The 20310-nt window shown below is 58.5% G+C and carries 22 protein-coding genes, 2 tRNA genes and 1 pseudogene; 14 read left to right on the top strand and 11 right to left on the bottom strand.

From position 1 onward, the window contains the following. Nucleotides 1-10 precede the first annotated feature (10 nt). The gene (locus PIB16_RS18975) at nt 11-436 is read left to right on the top strand and encodes a DUF1801 domain-containing protein (protein ID WP_271046171.1); all 426 of its coding nucleotides are present in this window, start codon (nt 11-13) and stop codon (nt 434-436) included. Between the two features lie 35 nt (nt 437-471). Here the strand turns inward: PIB16_RS18975 and PIB16_RS18970 are convergent, their stop codons facing one another. Continuing rightward, nucleotides 472-1440: an alpha/beta hydrolase gene (locus PIB16_RS18970; RefSeq protein WP_271046170.1), complete on the bottom strand. Its 969-nt coding sequence runs from the start codon at nt 1438-1440 to the stop codon at nt 472-474. Here PIB16_RS18970 and PIB16_RS18965 point away from each other — a divergent pair. Next, on the top strand, nt 1416-1703 hold the full coding sequence (locus tag PIB16_RS18965; RefSeq protein ID WP_236780872.1) for a hypothetical protein: 288 nt from the start codon (nt 1416-1418) through the stop codon (nt 1701-1703). The two genes, PIB16_RS18970 and PIB16_RS18965, sit on opposite strands and share 25 nt — an antisense overlap. Before the next feature lie 86 nt (nt 1704-1789). Here the strand turns inward: PIB16_RS18965 and uvrB are convergent, their stop codons facing one another. Beyond that, a complete protein-coding gene (gene uvrB / locus PIB16_RS18960; RefSeq protein ID WP_080856534.1) occupies nt 1790-4756 on the bottom strand; it encodes an excinuclease ABC subunit UvrB in 2967 nt (988 codons plus the stop codon). 268 nt (nt 4757-5024) lie between these two features. On the opposite strand from uvrB, the gene PIB16_RS18955 reads away from it, so the two are divergent. Beyond that, nucleotides 5025-5378, top strand: a complete 354-nt coding sequence (locus tag PIB16_RS18955; protein ID WP_271046169.1) for a DMT family protein — start codon at nt 5025-5027, stop codon at nt 5376-5378. A 105-nt stretch (nt 5379-5483) separates the two neighbouring features. After that, the gene (locus tag PIB16_RS18950; protein WP_080856533.1) at nt 5484-5906 is read left to right on the top strand and encodes a GNAT family N-acetyltransferase; all 423 of its coding nucleotides are present in this window, start codon (nt 5484-5486) and stop codon (nt 5904-5906) included. Nucleotides 5907-5923: 17 nt separating this feature from the next. On the opposite strand, the gene PIB16_RS18945 is transcribed toward PIB16_RS18950, so the two are convergent. Next, nucleotides 5924-6307 carry a winged helix-turn-helix transcriptional regulator gene (locus PIB16_RS18945; RefSeq protein WP_003522442.1) on the bottom strand — a complete coding sequence of 128 codons (384 nt, stop codon included), beginning with the start codon at nt 6305-6307 and terminating at the stop codon, nt 5924-5926. Between the two features lie 154 nt (nt 6308-6461). Between PIB16_RS18945 and PIB16_RS18940 the strand changes: the two genes are divergently transcribed. Further along, nucleotides 6462-7073, top strand: a complete 612-nt coding sequence (locus tag PIB16_RS18940) for an NAD(P)-dependent oxidoreductase (protein WP_271046168.1) — start codon at nt 6462-6464, stop codon at nt 7071-7073. A gap of 12 nt (nt 7074-7085) precedes the next feature. Further along, entirely contained in the window at nt 7086-7562 is a 477-nt protein-coding gene (locus PIB16_RS18935) for a nuclear transport factor 2 family protein (protein WP_271046167.1), read from the top strand. A gap of 67 nt (nt 7563-7629) precedes the next feature. On the opposite strand, the gene PIB16_RS18930 is transcribed toward PIB16_RS18935, so the two are convergent. The 4 genes from PIB16_RS18930 to rlmB form a co-directional block, all read right to left on the bottom strand. Continuing rightward, on the bottom strand, nt 7630-8994 hold the full coding sequence (locus PIB16_RS18930; protein ID WP_271046166.1) for a PepSY-associated TM helix domain-containing protein: 1365 nt from the start codon (nt 8992-8994) through the stop codon (nt 7630-7632). A 47-nt stretch (nt 8995-9041) separates the two neighbouring features. Beyond that, nucleotides 9042-9446, bottom strand: coding sequence for a DUF2946 family protein (locus PIB16_RS18925; protein WP_125145633.1), 405 nt, complete (start codon nt 9444-9446; stop codon nt 9042-9044). Between the two features lie 161 nt (nt 9447-9607). Then, a complete protein-coding gene (locus PIB16_RS18920; protein WP_063949081.1) occupies nt 9608-10000 on the bottom strand; it encodes an acyl-CoA thioesterase in 393 nt (130 codons plus the stop codon). 71 nt (nt 10001-10071) lie between these two features. After that, nucleotides 10072-10959, bottom strand: coding sequence for a 23S rRNA (guanosine(2251)-2'-O)-methyltransferase RlmB (gene rlmB, locus PIB16_RS18915; RefSeq protein WP_003522448.1), 888 nt, complete (start codon nt 10957-10959; stop codon nt 10072-10074). A 209-nt stretch (nt 10960-11168) separates the two neighbouring features. Between rlmB and PIB16_RS18910 the strand changes: the two genes are divergently transcribed. The 5 genes from PIB16_RS18910 (at nt 11169) to PIB16_RS18890 (ending at nt 15286) form a co-directional block, all read left to right on the top strand. After that, nucleotides 11169-11253: transfer RNA gene (locus PIB16_RS18910), tRNA-Tyr, on the top strand. Between the two features lie 25 nt (nt 11254-11278). Next, a tRNA-Gly gene (locus PIB16_RS18905) sits at nt 11279-11352 on the top strand. A gap of 269 nt (nt 11353-11621) precedes the next feature. Continuing rightward, nucleotides 11622-13832: a sensor histidine kinase gene (locus PIB16_RS18900; RefSeq protein WP_271046165.1), complete on the top strand. Its 2211-nt coding sequence runs from the start codon at nt 11622-11624 to the stop codon at nt 13830-13832. Continuing rightward, complete coding sequence (locus PIB16_RS18895; protein ID WP_065655878.1) at nt 13825-14280, top strand: response regulator; 456 nt, start codon at nt 13825-13827, stop codon at nt 14278-14280. Before PIB16_RS18900 ends, PIB16_RS18895 begins: the two co-directional genes overlap by 8 nt. A gap of 13 nt (nt 14281-14293) precedes the next feature. Beyond that, on the top strand, nt 14294-15286 hold the full coding sequence (locus PIB16_RS18890) for a sensor histidine kinase (protein WP_271046164.1): 993 nt from the start codon (nt 14294-14296) through the stop codon (nt 15284-15286). Nucleotides 15287-15340: 54 nt separating this feature from the next. On the opposite strand, the gene PIB16_RS18885 is transcribed toward PIB16_RS18890, so the two are convergent. Further along, nucleotides 15341-15715: a response regulator gene (locus tag PIB16_RS18885; RefSeq protein WP_271046163.1), complete on the bottom strand. Its 375-nt coding sequence runs from the start codon at nt 15713-15715 to the stop codon at nt 15341-15343. Nucleotides 15716-15923: 208 nt separating this feature from the next. Between PIB16_RS18885 and PIB16_RS18880 the strand changes: the two genes are divergently transcribed. The 3 genes from PIB16_RS18880 to PIB16_RS18870 are packed head-to-tail and all read left to right on the top strand — an operon-like array spanning nt 15924 to nt 18863. Then, complete coding sequence (locus PIB16_RS18880; RefSeq protein ID WP_078051905.1) at nt 15924-17378, top strand: sensor histidine kinase; 1455 nt, start codon at nt 15924-15926, stop codon at nt 17376-17378. Then, complete coding sequence (locus PIB16_RS18875) at nt 17375-17812, top strand: response regulator (RefSeq protein ID WP_006316407.1); 438 nt, start codon at nt 17375-17377, stop codon at nt 17810-17812. Before PIB16_RS18880 ends, PIB16_RS18875 begins: the two co-directional genes overlap by 4 nt. Before the next feature lie 4 nt (nt 17813-17816). Next, nucleotides 17817-18863 (top strand): sensor histidine kinase, encoded by a 1047-nt coding sequence (locus tag PIB16_RS18870; protein ID WP_065655881.1) that lies wholly within the window; start codon nt 17817-17819, stop codon nt 18861-18863. Nucleotides 18864-18940: 77 nt separating this feature from the next. On the opposite strand, the pseudogene PIB16_RS18865 reads toward PIB16_RS18870, so the two are convergent. The 3 genes and pseudogenes from PIB16_RS18865 to PIB16_RS18855 all read right to left on the bottom strand — a co-directional run. Then, nucleotides 18941-19286 (bottom strand): annotated as a pseudogene (locus PIB16_RS18865) (anti-sigma factor); the annotation flags it as partial. A gap of 121 nt (nt 19287-19407) precedes the next feature. Continuing rightward, nucleotides 19408-19602 carry a hypothetical protein gene (locus PIB16_RS18860; RefSeq protein ID WP_271046162.1) on the bottom strand — a complete coding sequence of 65 codons (195 nt, stop codon included), beginning with the start codon at nt 19600-19602 and terminating at the stop codon, nt 19408-19410. A gap of 129 nt (nt 19603-19731) precedes the next feature. After that, complete coding sequence (locus PIB16_RS18855; RefSeq protein WP_271046161.1) at nt 19732-20058, bottom strand: BA14K family protein; 327 nt, start codon at nt 20056-20058, stop codon at nt 19732-19734. Between the last annotated feature and the right edge of the window lie 252 nt (nt 20059-20310).

Here is a 20310-nt window from a genome sequence, read left to right as displayed (position 1 = left end):
GGAGGATGTCATGGCGAAAAACATGGTGGCGAAAGATGCAGGGGAGACCGCACCATCGGACTTCATCGACCGGAAGATCGCGGAACTCGGCGACTGGCGCGGTGAGACGCTCGCGCATATTCGCGCGGTGATCAGGAAGGCCGATCCGGAGGTGGTGGAAGAGGTGAAATGGCGCGGCGTGCCGGTCTGGTCGCATGCGGGCATCCTCTGCACCGGCGAAACCTACAAGAACGCGGTGAAGATGACATTCGCCAAAGGAGCCTCGCTGGAGGACCCGGCAGGCCTGTTCAATTCAAGTCTGGAGGGAAACACACGGCGGGCGATTGATTTTCACGAGGGGGATGTCGTGGATGAGGAGGCGCTGGCGGCGCTGATCCGGGCAGCGGTGGCGTTGAACGCGGTGGGGAAGAGCGGGAAAAAGCGGGCCGGAAAGTAATGGACCTATCCGGCGACGAGAAAGAGGCCCACGCCTCAATCCTTGGCTTTGTCGGCAGCCTTGTCCCATTCCCCATCGATGAACTTCAGCGCGTCGATAATCGAGACCTTCCACACCGACCAGACGTGATCGCCGTCGGTCACTCGCAGCTCGGATTTGCGTTTGTCGGCTTGCAGCGTCTCGTGCAGGGCGATGGCGCCGCGCCAGAGAAAGAAGCCGTCATCGTCGCCGACGGTCAGATAGGTGGCAGGCAAATCCTGGCTTTCGGCCACATGCTGTGCAACGAGGGTGAATACGTTCTTTTCGTTGAAGAGCCTTGCATCGAAAGGTGTGCCGAAGGCTCCGGAGAAATGGTCCCCGGTTGAGGGAAGCACGATGCCGCTGGTGACGGTGGTGCGGTCGACCCGGTGGAAAAAGGCGCTGTCCTGAATGAGCTTGAGTTCGGCCGGCGTCTTGTCGAGATCGGAGGCGGGGACATTCTGCCAGATGGCGCCCGACAGACTGGCCACTGCGTCATAGAGGTCTTCATGGCCATAGGCGAGATGCAGGGCGCCGAAACCGCCCATGGAGAGGCCGGCGATGGCGCGGCCTTGCCGATCTTTCCGCACCGGCAGCGTTTTCTCGATCTGGTGGCGCAGATCGCCGGTCAGGGCCGTTTCGTAATCGCCGGGGCCGCCGACAGCGGCGGAATCCACATACCAGCTGTTCTTGACGCCGGGCATGACGACAACCAGCGGGCGGATGGCGCCGGCAGCGATGAGCGTATCGAGCGTCTTTTCGATATTGCCGAGATCGCGCCAGCTGTTCTGGTCGCCATCGTGGCCGTGCAGGAGGTAAAGCACCGGCCAGCCGTTTCCCGGCGGCACGCCGTCCGGGCGATAGATGTTGACGGGGAGCGGCGCGTTCAGGGCGGGACTATGGAAGGTCGCATCCTCGATCTGTCCGGCAAAGGCCGGAGTGTAGGTGACGAGGAGGCAGAATGCCGCCAGATTTTTTCGATACATGCGGTCGCTCCCTGCTGCCATTTCCAGACCATATCAACGTGCGCCGTTCCCGCATCAAGGGTCAACGCATCAGGGGAAGCACGGAGATCGAGATATTGCGCGCCTGTGTCGCGGGGGTCCTCCCGACCGGTCCGATCTATTTCTCTACCTACATCAAGTCGGCGGAAAATGATGACTACATTGCCATGGCCCTGGATGCCGACTTGGTGAAAGTTTTTGGTCCGGATCAGGTCGCAGCGCGGATCAGGCAGTGCGAAAGCTGATCGCCGCTGCCGGAGCGCGCGGGTGCTCCGGTCATGTGTTTCGCAATACATATGCCTGCTGGCATCGAATATCGCGGGCGCGTGCGTCACCGCCCCGGCCGGCCCGTCTTGCCCTTGGTTCGGCTCTTGCGCTTCTGCTCGCCGGCGTCCTCATAGGAACCCGCGCCGATCTTGCCACGAACCAGCGGTCGGGGATCGTCCGTGGCGCGCTCCGGTTGGCCCTCCAGCAACGGTGAGAACCGTTTGCCGGGTTCTGTCTGGGGCTTGTCGGGCACCGCGCCGCGCACGGGTTTTTCGGTCCTGCCCACTGTCATCTCGTCCAGTGTGTTCCTGCGGAACAGCGGTTTTCCCGCATCCGAGCCGGGGCCCATTTCATCCAGCGAGGGTTTGGCGAAGAGGGATTTGCCGCTTTCGTTCGCTGCGGCACCCGTCTCCGTCCCGCCGGATGTCTCGCCCTCCGGTGGGGAGATCGACAAGTGGCTGCGTCTGTTGTTTTTTCCGCCGCCTTCGATGGCGCGGGCCTCTTCCTTGGCCATCGGGTCGTCCATGGTCGCCAGTTCGGCGGCCTTGAGGCGTTTGATTTCGTCGCGCAGGCGGGCGGCCTTTTCGAAGTCGAGATCGGCTGCGGCGTCGCGCATGGATTTTTCCAGCGCGTTGAGATGGGCCTGAAGATTGTTGCCGACGAGATGGCCGCCATCGGCGAAGCCCTTGCCGGAAACGCCAGAAATATCGGCCCTTACGTGATCGCGCTCATAAACAGAATCAAGAATGTCGGAGATCTTCGCCTTGACCGATTCCGGCGTGATGCCGTGTTCGGCATTATAGGCCATCTGCTTTTCGCGGCGGCGGGAGGTTTCCTCCATCGCCCGCTTCATCGAGCCGGTGATATTGTCGGCGTAGAGGATGACCTTGCCGTCGACGTTACGGGCGGCACGGCCGATGGTCTGGATCAGCGAGGTTTCCGAGCGCAGGAAGCCTTCCTTGTCGGCATCGAGGATGGCGACGAAACCGCATTCGGGAATGTCGAGGCCTTCACGCAGCAGGTTGATGCCGACAAGCACGTCGAAAGCGCCGAGGCGCAGGTCGCGGATGATCTCGATGCGCTCCAGCGTGTCGATATCCGAGTGCATGTAACGGACGCGGACGCCCTGTTCATGCAGATATTCGGTCAGGTCCTCGGCCATGCGTTTGGTCAACACGGTGCAGAGCGTGCGATAACCCTTGGCGGCGGTTTCGCGGATTTCGCCGAGAACATCGTCGACCTGGCTGCGGGCGGAGCGCACTTCCACCGGCGGATCGATGAGGCCGGTCGGGCGGATGACTTGTTCGGCAAAGACGCCGCCGGACTGTTCCATCTCCCATGAGCCGGGGGTTGCCGAAACCGCGACGGTGAGCGGGCGCATCGCATCCCATTCCTCGAAGCGCAGCGGGCGGTTGTCCATGCAGGAGGGCAGGCGGAAGCCATATTCGGCCAGCGTCGCCTTGCGCCTGAAGTCGCCGCGATACATGCCGCCGATCTGGCTGACGGAGACGTGGCTTTCGTCGATGAACAGCAGGGCATTATCAGGGATATATTCGAACAAAGTCGGCGGCGGCTCGCCGGGATTGCGGCCGGTGAGATAACGCGAATAGTTCTCGATGCCGGCGCAGGAGCCGGTCGCTTCCAGCATCTCGATATCGTAGCGGGTACGCTGCTCCAGCCGCTGGGCTTCCAGCAGACGCCCGGCCTTTTCCAGTTCGGCGAGGCGGCCCTTCAATTCTTCCTTGATCGACTTGATCGCGCCGTTCAGCGTCGGGCGTGGGGTCACATAGTGCGAATTGGCGTAAATTTTCACCGATTGCAGGTCACCGGTCTTCTGGCCCGTCAAGGGGTCGAATTCGGTGATGGAATCGATCTCGTCGCCGAACATCGATATGCGCCAGGCGGCATCCTCAAGGTGGGCGGGGAAGATTTCGATGGTATCGCCGCGCACGCGGAACGAGCCGCGCTGGAAATCCATGTCGCGGCGTTTGTATTGCTGGGCCACGAGGTCGGCCAGAAGCTGGCGCTGGTCCAACCGGTCACCCACCTGCATCTGGAAGGTCATGGCCGTATAGGTCTCGACCGAACCGATACCGTAGATGCACGAAACCGAGGCGACGATGATGCAGTCGTCGCGTTCCAGCAGCGAGCGGGTGGCGGAGTGGCGCATCCGGTCGATCTGTTCGTTGATCGAGGACTCCTTCTCGATGAAGGTGTCGGAGCGCGGCACATAGGCTTCCGGCTGGTAATAATCGTAGTAGGAGACGAAATATTCCACCGCATTGTCGGGGAAGAAGTTCTTGAACTCCGAATAGAGCTGCGCGGCCAGCGTCTTGTTGGGCGCGAGGATGACAGCCGGGCGCTGCGTCGCCTCGATCACCTTGGCCATGGTGAAGGTCTTGCCCGAGCCGGTGACGCCGAGCAGCACCTGGCTGCGCTCGCCCGAATTGATGCCTTCGACGAGGTCGGCAATGGCCGTCGGCTGGTCGCCGGCGGGCTTGTAGTCCGAAGCCATGCGGATGGCGACGCCGCCTTCCGATTTCGGCGGGCGGGCCGGGCGGTGCGGCGTCCACAGCTTGCCGTCCTTGAACAGCGGATTGCCGCTTTCGATCAGCTTCGACAGCGCGTCCACCGTGGCGGTGACAGCGCCCGGCGCGAGGTTGGCGGCATCCTCCAGCGATACGTCCATGCCGGCGACCGGATTGAGACCGGCGGCGGCGCGGGTTTTCGGATCGCTCGAGGCGCCGATGGAAACGCCGCGTGCGGTCTTGGAGGCCGTGGTGTTCTTGGCCGTCTTCGGGGGGGCTTTCTGGGCCTCCTTGCGCGCTTCGATCTCGATTTTCTTGCGGTGCTTGCCCGCCTTCGAGGCGATTTCGCGCTGGGTTTCCACGGAGGAAGCCTCCGCTTCCGCCTCGAGCTGCTTCACCCAATCGGCGACGCTGCCGCTGAGCGGCGCGCCTTCGAAGGACGATTGCGGAGCTTCCTCGAAGCCCGAGGGCGAGGAGGTGGAGTTTTTCGGTGATCTGGCCATAGGCGAAATATGGAGGGAGTCACGCATAAAGGGAAGGGGATGCGGTGAAAAAATGAGTACAAAAAGGAAACGAAGCGTGCGGAACAAAATTCGGCCGGATGCGTTGCGTAGCGGCTGAAGACAGCTTTGTTCAAATCCTTCGGAAATCGATTTCGGTTTTCGGGCGGATGCGCTAGAGCAAATCTATACGGGCGGAATGAGGGTTTCCTTCTGACTGCCTTCTCCTGCCGCATTTCATGACATCCCTCCCTTTTTTCCAGGACCCATCATGCCGTTCTCAATCAGCCCTGCCCATATCTGGCCTGTCCTGATGCTCATCGCCTCCAATGTTTTCATGACCTTCGCCTGGTATGGCCATCTCAAGCACAAGGGCAGCGCGCTCTTCCTGGCGATTGTCGCCAGCTGGGGCATCGCCTTCTTCGAATATCTGCTTGCCGTTCCCGCCAACCGCATCGGTTCGGAGGTCTATTCGACCGCGCAGCTCAAGACCATCCAGGAAGTCATCACGCTCGCGGTTTTCGCGCTGTTTTCGATCTTCTGGCTGAAGGAAAGCATCACTATCAACCACGTGATCGGTTTCGCGCTGATCGCTTTCGGTGCGTCCTTCATTTTCCGCTCCTGAAAAGGAATAAATACCCGGCGCTTGCCGGCCCGGAACCAGTCGCAACGGATATGAGGTGATGTATCGATGAAAATACGGCCTGCGACAGTTGACGATGCAACGGGAATGGCGGCGGTTCAGAATGAGATATTCTCGGCCGGCCTCCGAAAAGCGCCGACGGACATTACGGCCGTGCTGGAGAATTACCTCCAGCACGCCGACCGTATCGAATGCTCGGTCGCCGAGGACGATGACGGGCGTATACTGGGCTTCCAGTCGCTGCGTTATGCGCGCACGGACAATCCCTATGGCGTGGCGGAAGGCTGGGGCATCATCGGCACCCATGTCAGCCCGCAGGCGGCACGAAGAGGTGTGGGATCCGCCCTCTTCGCGGCAACGCGCAGGGCGGCGGAGGCGCGGGGTATTCAGAATATCGATGCCAGTATCGGTGCGGACAACATGCTCGGCCAAAGCTATTACGACGCGATGGGATTTACGACCTATCGCCAACCGGAAGGGCTGGTCTGCAAGGTCTACCGGCTGGGCTAGACACGGCCTGCTTCCGGTCAGCTGCGATTGTCATTTTCAGAATATTGCAGACGGGCCTTGCAGATGCGAACGTGGTTCTCGTCAGCCCATTGCACCAGCAATTGCATCGGCACCAGAAACGAGCGGCCGAGATTGGTCAGCTCATATTCAACGCGCGGCGGCACCTCGGCATAAAGCGTGCGGCGGATGAAGCCATCCTCTTCCAGCCGTTTCAGCGTGCGGGACAACATCTGCTTGGAAATATCGTCGATCCTGCGGTTCAGCTCGTTGAAGCGCAGCACGCCGCCCTGCAGGGCTTCCAGAACCAAAAGGCTCCATTGATCGCCGATACGGTCGAGCACATCGCGGATGGGGCAGGGCTGGTCGAAGGCAAAAACCTCTTTCGTCTGCGTATCCGCCATGTTCTTTACCCCTTGCCCTTTTACCCTTGCAGGTCATCGCCATGTGACCAGATCAGCCGCCGCTGACTTCTTGCGGCTATGGCTGCGATACCATAGCTCTTCTTCGCGGTCTATAATCTAGACCGGTAACGATAGTGACAAGAGGAAAGAAGCCATGGCTAAAATCGCGCTCATCGGCGCTTCCGGCAATGCCGGGTCCCGTATTCTGAAGGAACTTTCCGACCGGGGACATCAGGTGACGGCAATTGTCCGCAATCCCGAAAAGATCGCCAGCCTGCCGAATGTGGTGGCAAAGAAGGGCGATGTTTTCGATCAGGCAGGGCTTTCGGAACTGCTGAAGGGTCACGATGCCGTGATCAGTTCGGTGCATTTCACCGCCAGCGATCCGGCAACGCTGATCGAGGCCGTGCGCGCCTCCGGCGTTCAGCGCTATCTCGTCGTCGGCGGCGCCGGCAGCCTTGAAATTGCGCCGGGCCAGCGTGTGGTCGACCTGCCGGATTTTCCGGCCGCCTACAAGGCTGAAGCGACCAAGGGCGCGGAGTTCCTGGACCGGCTGAAACAGGAAAAGCAGCTCGACTGGACCTTCGTGTCGCCATCCGCCGAGTTCGTGCCGGGCGAAAGAACGGGCAAATTCCGCATCGGCAAGGATAATCTCCTCAGCAACGATGAGGGCAGCCGCATTTCCTTCGAAGACTATGCCATCGCGCTTGTCGATGAAATCGAGAAGCCGCAGCATTCCCGCCAGCGTTTCACCGTCGGTTATTGAGAGGTAACACCCATGAATTTCGTAACACGCCGTCTTGCCATCGCCGCATTCGCTCTCGTGCCCGCCTTGATGGCAGCGCCCGTTCTGGCGCAAACCGCAGCACGGGACTTCGCGCAGGAAGAAGCCAACCGCAAACTGGTGATCGAGTTCTACGATACGGTCTTCAACAAGCATGAGGTTGACAAGGGCGCCGCCGTCCTCGTCGACAGCTACAAGCAGCACAACCCCATGGTGCCGGATGGCAAGAAGCCGTTCGTGGATTATTTCACCGGCCACTTCAAGGAAAACCCGCAGTCGAAAGCGCTGATCGTGCGTAGCGCCACGGATGGCGATCTGGTCTATCTGCACATCCATTCGACGGAAAATGAAGGCGATCGCGGCAGGGCCATCGTCGATATCTTCCGGGTTACCGACGGCAAGATCACCGAGCACTGGGACGTGATCCAGGAGGTGCCGGAAAAGGCGGCGAACAACAATACGATGTTCTGAAGGCCGTTGCCGTCGCATTGCCGATAACAAGGGAACAGCCGGGATTTTCGCCCGGCTGTTTTCATTTTCAGATTGCGCGTCGTTTCTGGCGCGACTGTACGATCAGATCCAGCGCCAGCATGGCCAGCAGGCTCGCGCCCACCAGCGGGAAAATGATGCCGCCGATGGCGAGTATGGCGAGCAGACCGTGCAGGACGCGTTTTTCCTGCGGGAGGGGCGGCACGCCGAGTGACCCTTTCGGACGGCGTTTCCACCACATGATGCCGGCAGACACTGCAAGCAGCACAATGCCGATACAGGCCGCTAGAAGCACGATCTGGTTGGCAAGGCCATATTGCTGGCCCAGATGCACGTTGATGCCCCATTCCAGCGCCTTGCCGAGCGGGCCGTAATCGGCGTAGCTCATATCGATCAGCGGCTCGCCGCTATATTGATCGAGATGGACGACCCGTTGCTGCGCCAGATCGTCGGGATAGACGGAGCCGCTATAAACGCCCGTCGGTTTTCCCGGAAGGGAGACAGCGTAACCGGCGGCAAGACCGAGCGCGTCGAAACGTGCTATCGCCTCGTCGATCCCGATTGGCTGGTCTTCGGCGGAATGGGTGGATTCCGGTATTTTCGCCTGCTCCAGTGACCAGCTTGTCTTCGCCACGTGGTCGAGATGTTCGCCCGACATCGGAACATCGGTGCGAATGCCTGCTGGATATCCGAAGTTGCTGCCATTCGCCCATTCATTGACCTTCGCACCCCAGACGCCTGACCAGGGCATTCCGGTGACCGCAAGGAAAACGATGAAAAAGCCGACGAAAATGCCGGTGACAGCATGGGTATCGCGCCAGAACACCCGCTTTTTCGGCGTGCCGCGCACGGTCACGACACCGCCGGTCTGTTTTCGCGGCCACCAGAGATAGATGCCGGTGGCGACAAGAAGGATGGACCAGCCGGCGGCGATTTCGATCAGATAGCGGGCATAGGTGCCGAAATATTTCAGGCTGTGGAGATAGCGGATAGTCCACATGACGGTGCCGCGATCGCGAAGGGAGCCCGCAACCTCAGCAGTGTAGGGATTGACGTAGACGGCCCGCTTTCCATCCGTCGTATTGACGGTGATTTCCGCCGACGCGCCCGGATCGGCGGGGGTGGTATATTTCACGGCTGCGCCGGGAACGGCCGCGAGTGCTGCACTCACGATCTCGGACGGCAGCGCTTTCGGCGCATTTTGCACCACTTCGATCCGCTTTAGGTCTGAATGGATGAGATTGTCGAACTCGTCCCGGAAGAGATAAAGCGCACCGGTGACGGCGAGCGATATCATGAAGGGCAGGACGAGCAGACCGGCGTAGAAATGCCAGCGCCATACGGCGCGGTAAAGATTTGCGGACGAGGAATGCGCAGGCGCACGCTCGCCCTCGAAAGAGGTCGTAACGGACATGAATGTCTCCGCAAGAGAATTGATTTTCCGGGAGGCCGGAGAGTGTTCTAGCGTCGCGGAGCGGAGGGGGGTGCGCGTGGGCGCGATTCCAGATTGGGCGGCGATGGCGGCAACGCCGCGTCGATGTTCAGGAAGGTGACTTCGACCGCAGGGAGAATATTGTCCGCGCGCTCGACGGGAATAACCGGAAGAGCGGCGGCTGTGGCCGAAGCCAGACGGCAGAGCGTGCCGCAACAGTCGTCGGCGATCTTGCCGGCAGGGTTCTGTTTGCCGGAGCCGCCTTCCGGCATATGGCTGGAACAGATGATCTCATCCGCTGCCAGCGCGGCCATCGCCATGTTGCCGCTGGTCAGGCCGTTGGCAAGGCCCTGCAAAAGGAAAAGCAGAACCGCCAGCATGGCGATGGCGCCAGCCGAACTTCTGTCCTGCATGATCCTGCGAATAAATCCCATGCAATCGGAATGTCATATTTGCGGCGAAATGTCACCGCGACACAATGACGGGAAGGGAGGGGCAATAACGATCCCGGCAAGGCGTGGGATGCCGATGCTGCTTGTTGTTATATATGCCGCTTAAATGGAGAGCGGCGCTGGCGCCCAGCGCCGCAGCGCGCTTATTCCGCTGCCGGAATGGGCGTGGGTTGTCCGTTTTCGTCCATCGCCACCATGATGAAGGTTCCGGCGGTGACTTTTTCCAGCTTGTCATAACGCGACCGCTGCGCCCAGGCTTCCACCGTCAGCGTGATGGAGGTGCGGCCAACGCGGGCGATGTCGGTATAGATGGACAGCGTGTCGCCGATCTTCACCGGCAACTCGAAGGCCATTTCCTTGACCGCCGCGGTGACGACGCGACAGCGGGAACGCTCTGCTGCACGGATGCCGCTCGCCAAGTCCATCTGCGACATGACCCAGCCCCCGAAAATATCGCCGGCCGGATTGGCGTCGGCCGGCATGGCAAGCGTTCTGAGCGTCAGCTCGCCGGTCGGTTTGATGGTCTGCTCGGTCATGTTGAAATTTGCTCCTTGCGAAAAAGCGCAGCATGCGTTGCGCTTTGCGATTTCGCAAGGAAGGCGAAGCGTCAGGACGACGCTTTGCCCAGAAATTGCTGCGTTGCATAAAGGGCGATGGCTGCCGCATTCGAAACGTTGAGCGATTTGATCTCGCCGGGCATATCGAGACGGGCGAGCGCCGAGACGGTTTCGCGCGTTTTCTGGCGCAGGCCCTTGCCTTCGGCGCCCAGCACCAGAGCGATTTTTTCACCGCTGAAGGTCTGCTCGATGGGGGCGGGGCCTTCCGAATCCAGACCGACGGAGAAGAAGCCGAGCTTGTGCAACTCGCCGAGCGCATCGGCCAGATTGGTGATCTGGATATAGGGAATGAGCTCCAGCGCACCGGAAGCCGATTTCGCCAGCACGCCCGACTCGGTCGGGCTGTGGCGCATGGTGGTAATGACGGCGCCGGCGTTGAAGGCGACCGCCGAGCGCATGATGGCGCCGACATTGTGCGGATCGGTGACCTGATCGAGCACGAGAATGAGCGGGCTGTCCTTCAGCGCGCCCAGACGCTTGACCGGCAACGGCCGGGTTTCCAGCATCACGCCCTGGTGGATGGCCTCAGGGCCGAGCACACGGTCGATATCCTGAGGGGAAACCATCTCGACCGGGAAGGGCTGGGCATCGGCCTCGCCGATATCCAGCCGCGCAAAGGCGTTCTGGGTGACGGAGAGCTTGACGATCTGCCGTTCGGGATTGGCGAGTGCGGCACGCACGGTATGCAGGCCGTAAAGATGCACCTGATCGGGCGCAAGCTGCGGCGGCTTCCAGTCGTCCGCGCCGCGGTTCTTGCGCTTCGGCTGTTGCGGGGTCGGAATTTCGCCGCGCTCGCGCTTGGCGTCGCGCACGGCGCGGCGCAGGTTGGCATAGTGCGTGTCGCGGGTGGATTTGTTCTTGGGATCGTCTTTGCTCATAGCGCCTTATATCTCCGCCGGGAGGCGCGCACCAGCCCCCGCGATAATCCACAGGGCCGTAAAGAGGTTTGAATTTTTTCCCGAAAATTCGTGAAAGGGCGTGTTGACAGAAACGAATGAGGCCGTCATATACGCGCCACAGACGACGCAACGGCGCTTCGCCGCAGCGAAATCTGAAGAGCTTGGTCGCTCGATCCTAGCAGAAAGCTGGAGGGATGCCCGAGTGGTTAAAGGGGACGGACTGTAAATCCGTTGGCTACGCCTACGTTGGTTCAAATCCAACTCCCTCCACCATTCTGCACGGATCGAAATCACCACCGCGGGTATAGCTCAATGGTAGAGCAGCAGCCTTCCAAGCTGAATACGCGGGTTCGATTCCCGCTACCCGCTCCAGCTACCCCTGAAAAAATCGATAAATTTCCTCAATCGCTGGCTTCCATTCGCTTTGCCGTGCGCGTGTAGCGCCTATTTCTGCGGGATGGTCCGGCACGCGAGCTTTTCACCGTCACGGTTCTGCCAACCATGAATCGCATTGACGTCATATGGGGGCCATTTCAACCTCTTGCCAAAACGAGCGTTTACATCTTCGCAATAATCAATAGGTTGGCGGCATCTTTTGAGCAGGTTGAACGTTCTTGCAAAGAGAGCGGCTGGAGAAAGTTATGAGTTCAAATACGCCGAAACTGGATAGTTGCGGCGCCGAGCCCATCCACATTCCCGGTGCTATTCAGGAACATGGGGCCCTTCTGGCTCTGTCCGCGCGGGAATTTTCCCTGGTGCAGGCGAGCGATAATCTTGCCGACTATATTGGTGTGGCCCTGCCAATCGGGGTCGTCGTCACCGAAAAAATCTTGCCTTTCATCTCCGCACTCTCCGTCTGGTATTCCTCCGAAGAGAGCAACTTCCGATATGCGTGGGCCGAAAAGAAACTCGATGTTTCGGCGCATCGATCAGGGACTTTGGTTATTCTCGAGGTGGAAAAGGCAAGAGAGGGCGAGTCGGCTGAAAAGCTGATGGGCGAACTTACCAATCTGGCGCAATATCTGAACAGCGCGCCGTCGCTGGAGGACGCTCTTTCGCGGACCGCGCAATTGGTGTCCTCGATCAGCGGTTATGATCGTACCTTGATTTATGATTTCGGACTGGACTGGAGCGGCCATGTCGTGGCGGAAGCCGGAAGCGGGACTTTGCCGTCTTATCTCGGACTTCGCTTTCCGGCGGGCGATATCCCGCCGCAGGCGCGGCAGCTCTACACCATCAATCGCCTGCGAATGATTCCCGATGTCGATTATAAGCCTGTCCCGATCAGACCGCCGGTCAATGCGGAAACGGGAGCGGTGCTCGATATGAGCTTTTCGCAGCTTCGCAGCGTGTCGCCGGTTCATCTCGAATATATGCGCAATATGGGCACGGCCGCTTCGATGTCCGTGTCTGTCATCGTTAATGGCACTCTGTGGGGCTTGATCGCCTGCCACCATCCGACACCCCATTCGGCATCCTTTGCCGTCCGTGAAGCCTGTGATTTTGCGGCACAGCTCCTGTCTATGCGGATCGCGGCCGAGCAGAGTTCCCAGGATGCATTCCGCCGGGTGGAGCTTGGCCAAATTCAGGCGCGTCTCTTGAAAGGCATGGCCGCCGCCGAAAAATGGGTTGATGGACTGCTTGCGGGTGATGACGAAAAAAACGACCTGCTGAAACAGGTGGGAGCGGACGGCGCTGCACTCGTCCTTGGCGACGGCTATGAGCTTGTCGGCAGAACGCCGTCACGGCAGCAAGTTGAAGAGCTTGTCTTATGGTTCGCAGAGAAGGACGTTGTGGATGTTTTTGCGACCGACAATCTGGCCGGCGATTACGCTGCCGCTGAGGCCTATGCTGCCGCCGCAAGCGGAATTATTGCGATGCGGGTTTCGGAATTGCACGGCAGTTGGCTTATCTGGTTTCGGCCGGAAGTCATAAAAACGGTGCGCTGGGGCGGTGATCCGCACAAGACGGTGCAGGAGAGCGGGCGCATTCATCCGCGCAAGTCCTTTGAAATCTGGAAGGAGCAATTGCGCAATACGTCATCTCCCTGGTCGGAGGCCGAGCTTGCGGCGGCGAGGGAGCTTCGCAGCGCGATCATCGGCATTGTCCTGCGCAAGGCCGAGGAGATGGCGGATCTGACGCGGGAATTGCAGCGGACCAACAAAGAGTTGGAGGCATTTTCCTATTCCGTTTCGCACGACCTGCGTGCCCCGTTCCGTCATATTGTCGGGTTTGCGCAGTTACTGCGGGAGCGCAGCAATGTTCTGGACGAGAAATCCCTGCATTATCTGCAGATGATATCAGAGGCGGCGCTGGGTGCCGGCAGGCTGGTGGATGATCTCCTGAATTTTTCACAGCTTGGCCGCACGCAACTCACCCTGAAACCGGTGGATATGCAGAAGGTGGTGAGCGAAGTTCGTCGCTCTCTGGCGCCCGCCGTTGCGGATCGCCAGATCGAGTGGCGCATCGGAGAGTTACCGGTGATATTCGGGGATGCGACCCTGCTGCGGCAGGTCTGGTACAATCTCATCGAAAATGCCATCAAATATTCGTCTCGGGAGCCGGTGTCGATCATCACCATTTCGGCGGTTGAAACCGAGGATGACGTCACTTATTCGGTCGAAGACAATGGTGTTGGCTTCGATATGGCCTATTACAGCAAGCTTTTTGGTGTGTTCCAAAGGTTGCAGCGGGTAGAGGATTTCGAGGGAACGGGCATTGGACTGGCGCTGGTGCGACGAATTGTCGAACGCCATCACGGTTCGGTCGGTGCCGAGGGAACTGTCGGTGAGGGAGCCACGTTCTTCTTCACATTGCCGGTTATGAAAGTTGAAGAGGAAAAAATTGCCTGAACTCAGACCCATTCTGCTGGTGGAAGACAATCCACGCGATCTGGAACTAACGCTGACCGCTCTTGAAAAATGCCAATTGGCGAATGAGGTGGTGGTGGCACGCGATGGCACCGAGGCACTCGACTATCTAAATGTAACCGGTAGCTATCATAACCGCTCGGCTGGTGATCCGGCGGTAGTTCTTCTCGACCTCAAACTGCCGAAAGTGGATGGGCTTGAGGTGTTGCAGACGGTCAAGGGCAGCGATCACTTGCGGCACATTCCGGTCGTCATGCTGACGTCTTCGCGAGAAGAACAGGATCTCGTTAGGAGCTACGAACTCGGCGTGAACGCGTTTGTCGTCAAGCCTGTGGAATTCAACCAGTTCTTCAAGGCGATACAGGATCTTGGCGTCTTCTGGGCTCTCCTGAACGAACCGCCACCGGGTGCACATCGCAATGGCGGATGAGGCGGTGTCGCGAATGGAGGCAAGCAGACTTCTTCTCCTGGAAGACAGTTCTGTGGATGCCGAACTGATCGAAGAACAGCTTTCACGCCTTTCGCCGCCACCTGCGGTAACGAGAGCCGTCGGCAAGGCATCGTTCATTGAGGCGTTGGAAAAACAGCAGTTCGATATCATTCTCGCGGATTTCTCCTTGCCGGACTTCGATGGCATGTCGGCGCTCGATGTCGTTATGGCGAGAAAACCCGATACGCCGTTCATTTTCGTGTCCGGTGTCTTAGGCGAGGACGCGGCGATCGATGCATTCCGGCGCGGGGCGACGGATTATGTTCTCAAGCAGCGGCTTATGAGACTGCCATCCGCTGTCGAGCGCGCGCTGGCGGAAGCCCGGGAGAAACAGGAGCGAAAGCGGGCGGAGCTGCACAAGGAGCTGCTCGTTCGTGAGCTCAGCCATCGCGTCAAGAACACGATGGCGATGGTCGTTTCAATCATTCGCAGAACGGCCAAAGGCAGCACCTCCATCAAGGATTACCAAGAACGGCTGGTGGCCCGCGTGAGTGCCCTTGCGGAGAGCCATGCGCTGCTTTTTCAGAGTAATTGGGGTGAGACGAATCTGAGGGATGTCGTGACGCGGGCGATCGAGCCGCATAATACCTTTGCGAGCAGGATCGAGCTCGACGGTCCGGATGACGTACAGGTGTCGCCGAAATCGGCGCTGGCGCTGGGGATGATCCTGCACGAGCTAGCCACAAATGCCCAGAAATACGGTTCTCTTTCCGGCGCAAACGGAAAGGTCGAGGTTGTCTGGAGAAAGATTCTGAACGGAGACGGCCATGACTGCATCGACCTGCGGTGGCAGGAAAGTGGCGGCCCGCCTGTTTCCGTGCCGCAGGAGACCGGATTTGGAACAACCCTGATAACAAGGGGTGTGCAATACGAATTGCAGGCGGAAAGCGAAATTCGCTATGATCGCGACGGCTTGCGATATCAGGTCATTTTTCCCCTGAACTAAGTCGCCAGACGAAAAGAAGCCGAGTGGGGCATCAGACCGAGATTGGCCCCGCACTTAGTTGGTCAGTGAAAACTCGTTCGCCAGAACACGCGACAGATTGTCGAAATCGCAGGGTTTGGAGACGACCGTCAGCCCGTCGAGCTGCGCGCGGACCCCGGGTATCTCCGCATATCCGCTGCAGATGATGAAGGGGATGTTTGCCGCCTTGAGCTCTTCAATGACGGGTAAGGACAATTCGCCCCGCAAATTGAGATCGATGACGGCGCCATCCAGATCGGTGTCGTTTATTTTCTCCAGGGCGGCACCGATGTGCGAAACCGGCCCGACGACATTGACTCCCAGATCGGAAAGGAAATCCTCCATATCCATCGCCAGAAGCGCGTCGTCCTCCAACACGAGGATTTGTTTTCCCTGGAAACTATAGCTCATTGTTACCGCATTTTCGTCATTTGGACTCAGTCTGGCACCGCCAATCAACATTGCAAAACCCCTAAGTCCCCAACTGGTTCCTTCCATAAATAAAAAGAAAACAGTCGCCTGTGATGTCGTCGTACTCTAGTTTGCAAACTCAATTCGTGCCTACCGGGAATGTGTTTCTGTGACTGGTTTTTCACCGTTTGCCCAACGAAGCCTTTTGATGCTTGCCGTGGGTGTTGCGATTTTGATTGGCATGGTCTCCATGTCGTTGTGGCTTGTGCAGGTGAATAACCGCTATTCCCAGGAAACAGCGGAACTCCGACGTTTCCGTGCCGCTGTTTTGGATGTGCTGACGACGATGCAGGACATCGAAACCGGCCAGAGGGGATATCTGCTGACCAATAATCGCGATTATCTTCTGCCTTATGAAGAAGCCCTGCGTGGCTTGCCTCAACGCCAGTCAAGACTTTTCGATCTTCTGACGGAAGACGAGCAATACAAGCAGTCTCTTTCGGGCCTGAGGCAGGCAATCGACGCGAAGTTGGCCGAGACCCGCGAGACCATAGATCTGCAGCGTGCGGGCCGAATAACGGAGGCGGTTGAGGTCGTTCGCAATAATGACGGCAAACGCTTCATGAACGAGATCAGGAGTATTCTGTCTGACCTGCAATCGGACACAGATGATCGCTTGCGCATCATCGTTGCGGATCAGCTGGGGGCTGCCAATACGCTGCGGTGGGTGACGGTCGGCGGTGCGCTCGCCATCCTCATTGTGGTGGGTGGTTCGATCTTCCTTGTCTTCACCTATATCCGCGCCCTGACAAGGTCGCGGGAGGATGTCGATGAACTCAATCGTCATCTTGAAGAACGTGTAGAGGAAAGAACGCGCGATCTCCGGCGAGCCAATCAGGAAATTCAGCGCTTCGCCTATATCGTAACGCATGACCTGCGCGCGCCGCTCGTCAATATCATGGGCTTCCTCTCCGAATTCGATACATCGCTGAAGCCGGTGAGCCGTTATGTTCTCGCAGATGGCGAGTCGCTGCCGGAAGATGTTATCCGTGAGGCGCGGCTGGCTGTTGAAGAGGATATTCCAGAGGCTATCGGCTTCATTCGCTCGTCTACCCGCAAAATGGATCAGCTGATCAACGCCATCCTTAAAATATCCCGCGACGGCCAGCGAAAGCTACAGCCGGAAAAGGTTGATATCGAAATGTTGCTTTCGTCGCTGTCTGAGACGGTGCGTCACCAGATCAACGCCAATGGCGGTGAGATTGAGGTCGATACGCCGAAGCTGACGATCGTGACCGATCGAATATCCCTTGATCAGATTCTTGGAAATCTTTTCGACAATGCGGTGAAATACCAGATGCCTGGCCGTCCGCTGAGGCTGACGGCACGAGCCTATCCAGCCGGGCGGGGGGCGATTTGTATCGAGGTCGCCGACAACGGGCGCGGTATCGGCGAACAGGATCTTGAACGGATTTTCGAGCTCTTTCGCCGGGCGGGCAGTCAGGACCAGCCGGGAGAGGGCATTGGTCTCGCGCATGTTCGTTCGCTAATCAGAAATTTAGGAGGTGACATTAAAGTCGAGTCTAAACTCGGTGAGGGCAGTACATTCATCCTGCTGATGCCGAGCGATCTCAGACGAGTCACCAAGGAAGGCGAAAAATGAAAGCGACCGGTCAGGAAGTAACGATCGTGATGATCGAAGATGACGAAGGCCATGCCCGGCTGATCGAGAAGAATGTGCGGCGTGCCGGCGTGAACAACGAGATCGTGCCTTTTACGCTTGGCGCCAAGGCGCTGGATTTCATATTAGGCGAAAGTCGGGATGGGCTTGTCAGCAAGGACCGCTATCTTCTCGTCCTGCTCGATCTCAATCTTCCGGATATGTCGGGCCTTAACATTCTCGAGCAGATCAAGAGCAATGAATATACCCGCCGCTTGCCTGTGGTGGTTTTGACAACGACCGACGATGAGACTGAAATTCAGAAATGCTATGATCTTGGCGCGAATGTTTATATAACCAAGCCGGTCGACTATGAGGGCTTTGCCAACGCCATCAAAAATCTCGGCCTGTTCTTTTCCGTAATTCAGATACCTTGAAGGCATGATGGCTTTGCGCGTTTTGTACGTCGATGACGACCCGGCTTTGGCTCGGCTTTCGAGCCGCGTTCTTGGTCGTCACGGTATGGAGGTGGTTCACGCCACCTCGGTCGCTTCCGGTCTCGAGCTTTTTCAAAACGGGCAGTTCGATGTCGTCGTTCTCGACCACTATTTCCAGACGGCAACTGGCATGGAATTTCTTGCCGCGATCCAGACGATACCGGCAAGGGCTCCTGTTCTCTATGTGACGGGGTCCAACGAGGCCCAGATCGCCATAGACGCGCTCAAGGCGGGTGCTGCCGACTACGTCATCAAGAATGTCGGGGACGACTTCTTTCCGCTTCTGCTCACGGCAATCGAGCAGGCATTGGAAAACCATCGCCTGCGCCAGACCAAGGAAGAGGCCGATCGTTTGCTGGTAAAGGCCAAAGAACACGCGGAAATGATGGTGAAGGAGATGAACCATCGTGTCGCGAACAGCCTATCGCTGGTGTCGGCCATGATCCGCTTGCAAATAAACACCCTGAAATCGCAGGAAGCGGAAACCGCGTTGCTGGAAACGCAAAGCAGGATTTCGGCCATCGCCGGCGTGCACCGCAGCCTCTACAATACCGCCAATGTCGGGCTGGTCTCCTTGAGTTCCTATCTAACCTCCATCATCGGCGACCTGTTCCAGGCGGTGCCCGGCTCTTCTTCCGTCACGGTCGAGACTTCGCTTTGCGAAATCGATCTCAAGGCGGATCATGCCGTGGCGCTTGGTGTCATCATAACCGAGCTTCTGACCAATGCGCTGAAATATGCTTATCCTGACCAGACCGGTACGGTTCGCGTCAAACTCTCCGAAGATAATGGACAGTTTGTTCTGCTGGTGGAGGATGACGGCGTCGGCGTGCCGTCAAATTCGACTCCGCGTGGCACAGGCCTCGGTACCAAGCTGATCATGGCGATGGCGCAGAATATCGGTGCACGTGTCGAACAGACCCATACGCATCCCGAACTGAGGCAGGGAACGCGTTTTACGATGACATGGCATGAGAAGCGGCAGGATTGATTTTCCGCTTTTACCACCGCCAATAATGAGAGCGGCGCAGAAGCTTCTCTCTGGCGGTGCTAAACCGGTTTGAAAACTCACAGATGCCGCGCCGTGCCGATAGCGATGAACGGGCCGGTTGCCTGACCGGTCGGAGAGCCTCCGAAAGGCTCCACGCTGATTGCGAAGGTCGTGCCATCCGTTATGGTGCCGTGCATGTCGGCGGGAATGATAAGGTCGCCGTTCGTGCCCGGCTGGAAAACGCCAAGCGAGCGGGTCTTGCCCCCCATCCATGACGAGCCACAATTCTAAAGATTTTTCGTCCGTCTTGCCGGTTGCGACCGGTACGATACGCATCCGGCCCGATTCCGCATCGTAGGACGCAAGGAGATTGACCTGACTGTGGGTTGTCGCAAGCTCAGCCACAAGCGGGTTGGCGCCTTTAGCCTCGGCGGAAACATGCGGCCGTCTTCTGGCATTTTCCAGCTGTAGGAAGCGTTCTTCCTGAGCGCCCTGTTATGAGGACTGACTGCGTCTGTGGGCTCCGGCCATGCAGAACGCGTCTTCAGAATGGCTCCAGCGCCGACTGGATCCGCAGTTTTTCCGCGTCCAGTTCGCTCAGCCTTCCCATATGCGCCGTGATTTCCTCAAAGATCGAGGTGCGATCCGTTTTCGACAGGCGCTCCACGCGACGCAGGGCCGTGATGACCTCGATCAGATCAAGTCGCTCCTGCTCAAGCTTTTCCAGATTCCAGAACATCGCGTTTTCCCCGTTGGTACGCGTTCAAACGGTTCGCCGGGCAAAAGGTTCAGATCAGTCGAATTTAAGGTAAATTTTATCTTTTCGGCAACGGCCCGGGCTGGAGATGTTCCCCCGGGCCTCACCGAATCAATAGGGTGAGCGGCACTGCGTCCGCGTGCCGGCAGGCGCCATATAGCTGTTGTCGGTGGGGTGGTAGGATGTGTAACGCGCCGCACACCATTTTATATGGTCGATCTCGGCTTGAGACAGGGCGTAGCCGTTTGGTGTGGCTTCTTCGCCTTTCCCTGCCGCAAAGGCAGACGCCGGGTAGCCTCGCTGATTTGAATTCTGCGCCTGCGCCTGTGTTTCGTAGGCCGGCTGTATGAGGCTCAACGCATGGGCGGGCACGACAGCAGCGGCAGATATCGCGACGCCAAGAGCGAGCGCGGAGATGGTCTTCGGCATCCTCAACATCGATAAATCCTCGTTATTCGTTCGGTATGCTAACGAAAACTTAGGAAATTCGTTCCGGCGAAGGATTGACGCCACACGAACACGTGATTCTCCAGGCTGGGCGCGGGAGGCGGTTGAAGCGGCAATATTGGGATGCTTTCGGTCCTGCGGCGGCTTTCATGATGACGGTGCGATGCTGCCTTCAACGGGAAAATGATGTGTCCGGTGAGCAAGTTCCATTCCCGCCTGCTTCGCTTCTCCGTCCTTTCGCAC

The sequence above is a fragment of the Agrobacterium sp. ST15.13.015 genome (assembly GCF_027871645.1).
GTDB lineage: Bacteria > Pseudomonadota > Alphaproteobacteria > Rhizobiales > Rhizobiaceae > Agrobacterium > Agrobacterium leguminum.
The sequence above is the reverse complement of the archived record's forward strand: the minus strand, read 5'-3'. Positions and strand labels throughout refer to the sequence as shown.

Coding starts and splice junctions, on each gene's coding strand:
- PIB16_RS18975 (WP_271046171.1), top strand. CDS start 11: ATGGCGAAAAACATGGTGGCGAAAGATGCAGGGGAGACCGCACCATCG.
- PIB16_RS18965 (WP_236780872.1), top strand. CDS start 1,416: ATGCCGCCAGATTTTTTCGATACATGCGGTCGCTCCCTGCTGCCATTT.
- PIB16_RS18970 (WP_271046170.1), bottom strand. CDS start 1,440: ATGTATCGAAAAAATCTGGCGGCATTCTGCCTCCTCGTCACCTACACT.
- uvrB (WP_080856534.1), bottom strand. CDS start 4,756: ATGGCCAGATCACCGAAAAACTCCACCTCCTCGCCCTCGGGCTTCGAG.
- PIB16_RS18955 (WP_271046169.1), top strand. CDS start 5,025: ATGCCGTTCTCAATCAGCCCTGCCCATATCTGGCCTGTCCTGATGCTC.
- PIB16_RS18950 (WP_080856533.1), top strand. CDS start 5,484: ATGGCGGCGGTTCAGAATGAGATATTCTCGGCCGGCCTCCGAAAAGCG.
- PIB16_RS18945 (WP_003522442.1), bottom strand. CDS start 6,307: ATGGCGGATACGCAGACGAAAGAGGTTTTTGCCTTCGACCAGCCCTGC.
- PIB16_RS18940 (WP_271046168.1), top strand. CDS start 6,462: ATGGCTAAAATCGCGCTCATCGGCGCTTCCGGCAATGCCGGGTCCCGT.
- PIB16_RS18935 (WP_271046167.1), top strand. CDS start 7,086: ATGAATTTCGTAACACGCCGTCTTGCCATCGCCGCATTCGCTCTCGTG.
- PIB16_RS18930 (WP_271046166.1), bottom strand. CDS start 8,994: ATGTCCGTTACGACCTCTTTCGAGGGCGAGCGTGCGCCTGCGCATTCC.
- PIB16_RS18925 (WP_125145633.1), bottom strand. CDS start 9,446: ATGGGATTTATTCGCAGGATCATGCAGGACAGAAGTTCGGCTGGCGCC.
- PIB16_RS18920 (WP_063949081.1), bottom strand. CDS start 10,000: ATGACCGAGCAGACCATCAAACCGACCGGCGAGCTGACGCTCAGAACG.
- rlmB (WP_003522448.1), bottom strand. CDS start 10,959: ATGAGCAAAGACGATCCCAAGAACAAATCCACCCGCGACACGCACTAT.
- PIB16_RS18900 (WP_271046165.1), top strand. CDS start 11,622: ATGAGTTCAAATACGCCGAAACTGGATAGTTGCGGCGCCGAGCCCATC.
- PIB16_RS18890 (WP_271046164.1), top strand. CDS start 14,294: ATGGAGGCAAGCAGACTTCTTCTCCTGGAAGACAGTTCTGTGGATGCC.
- PIB16_RS18885 (WP_271046163.1), bottom strand. CDS start 15,715: ATGAGCTATAGTTTCCAGGGAAAACAAATCCTCGTGTTGGAGGACGAC.
- PIB16_RS18880 (WP_078051905.1), top strand. CDS start 15,924: ATGCTTGCCGTGGGTGTTGCGATTTTGATTGGCATGGTCTCCATGTCG.
- PIB16_RS18875 (WP_006316407.1), top strand. CDS start 17,375: ATGAAAGCGACCGGTCAGGAAGTAACGATCGTGATGATCGAAGATGAC.
- PIB16_RS18870 (WP_065655881.1), top strand. CDS start 17,817: ATGATGGCTTTGCGCGTTTTGTACGTCGATGACGACCCGGCTTTGGCT.
- PIB16_RS18860 (WP_271046162.1), bottom strand. CDS start 19,602: ATGTTCTGGAATCTGGAAAAGCTTGAGCAGGAGCGACTTGATCTGATC.
- PIB16_RS18855 (WP_271046161.1), bottom strand. CDS start 20,058: ATGTTGAGGATGCCGAAGACCATCTCCGCGCTCGCTCTTGGCGTCGCG.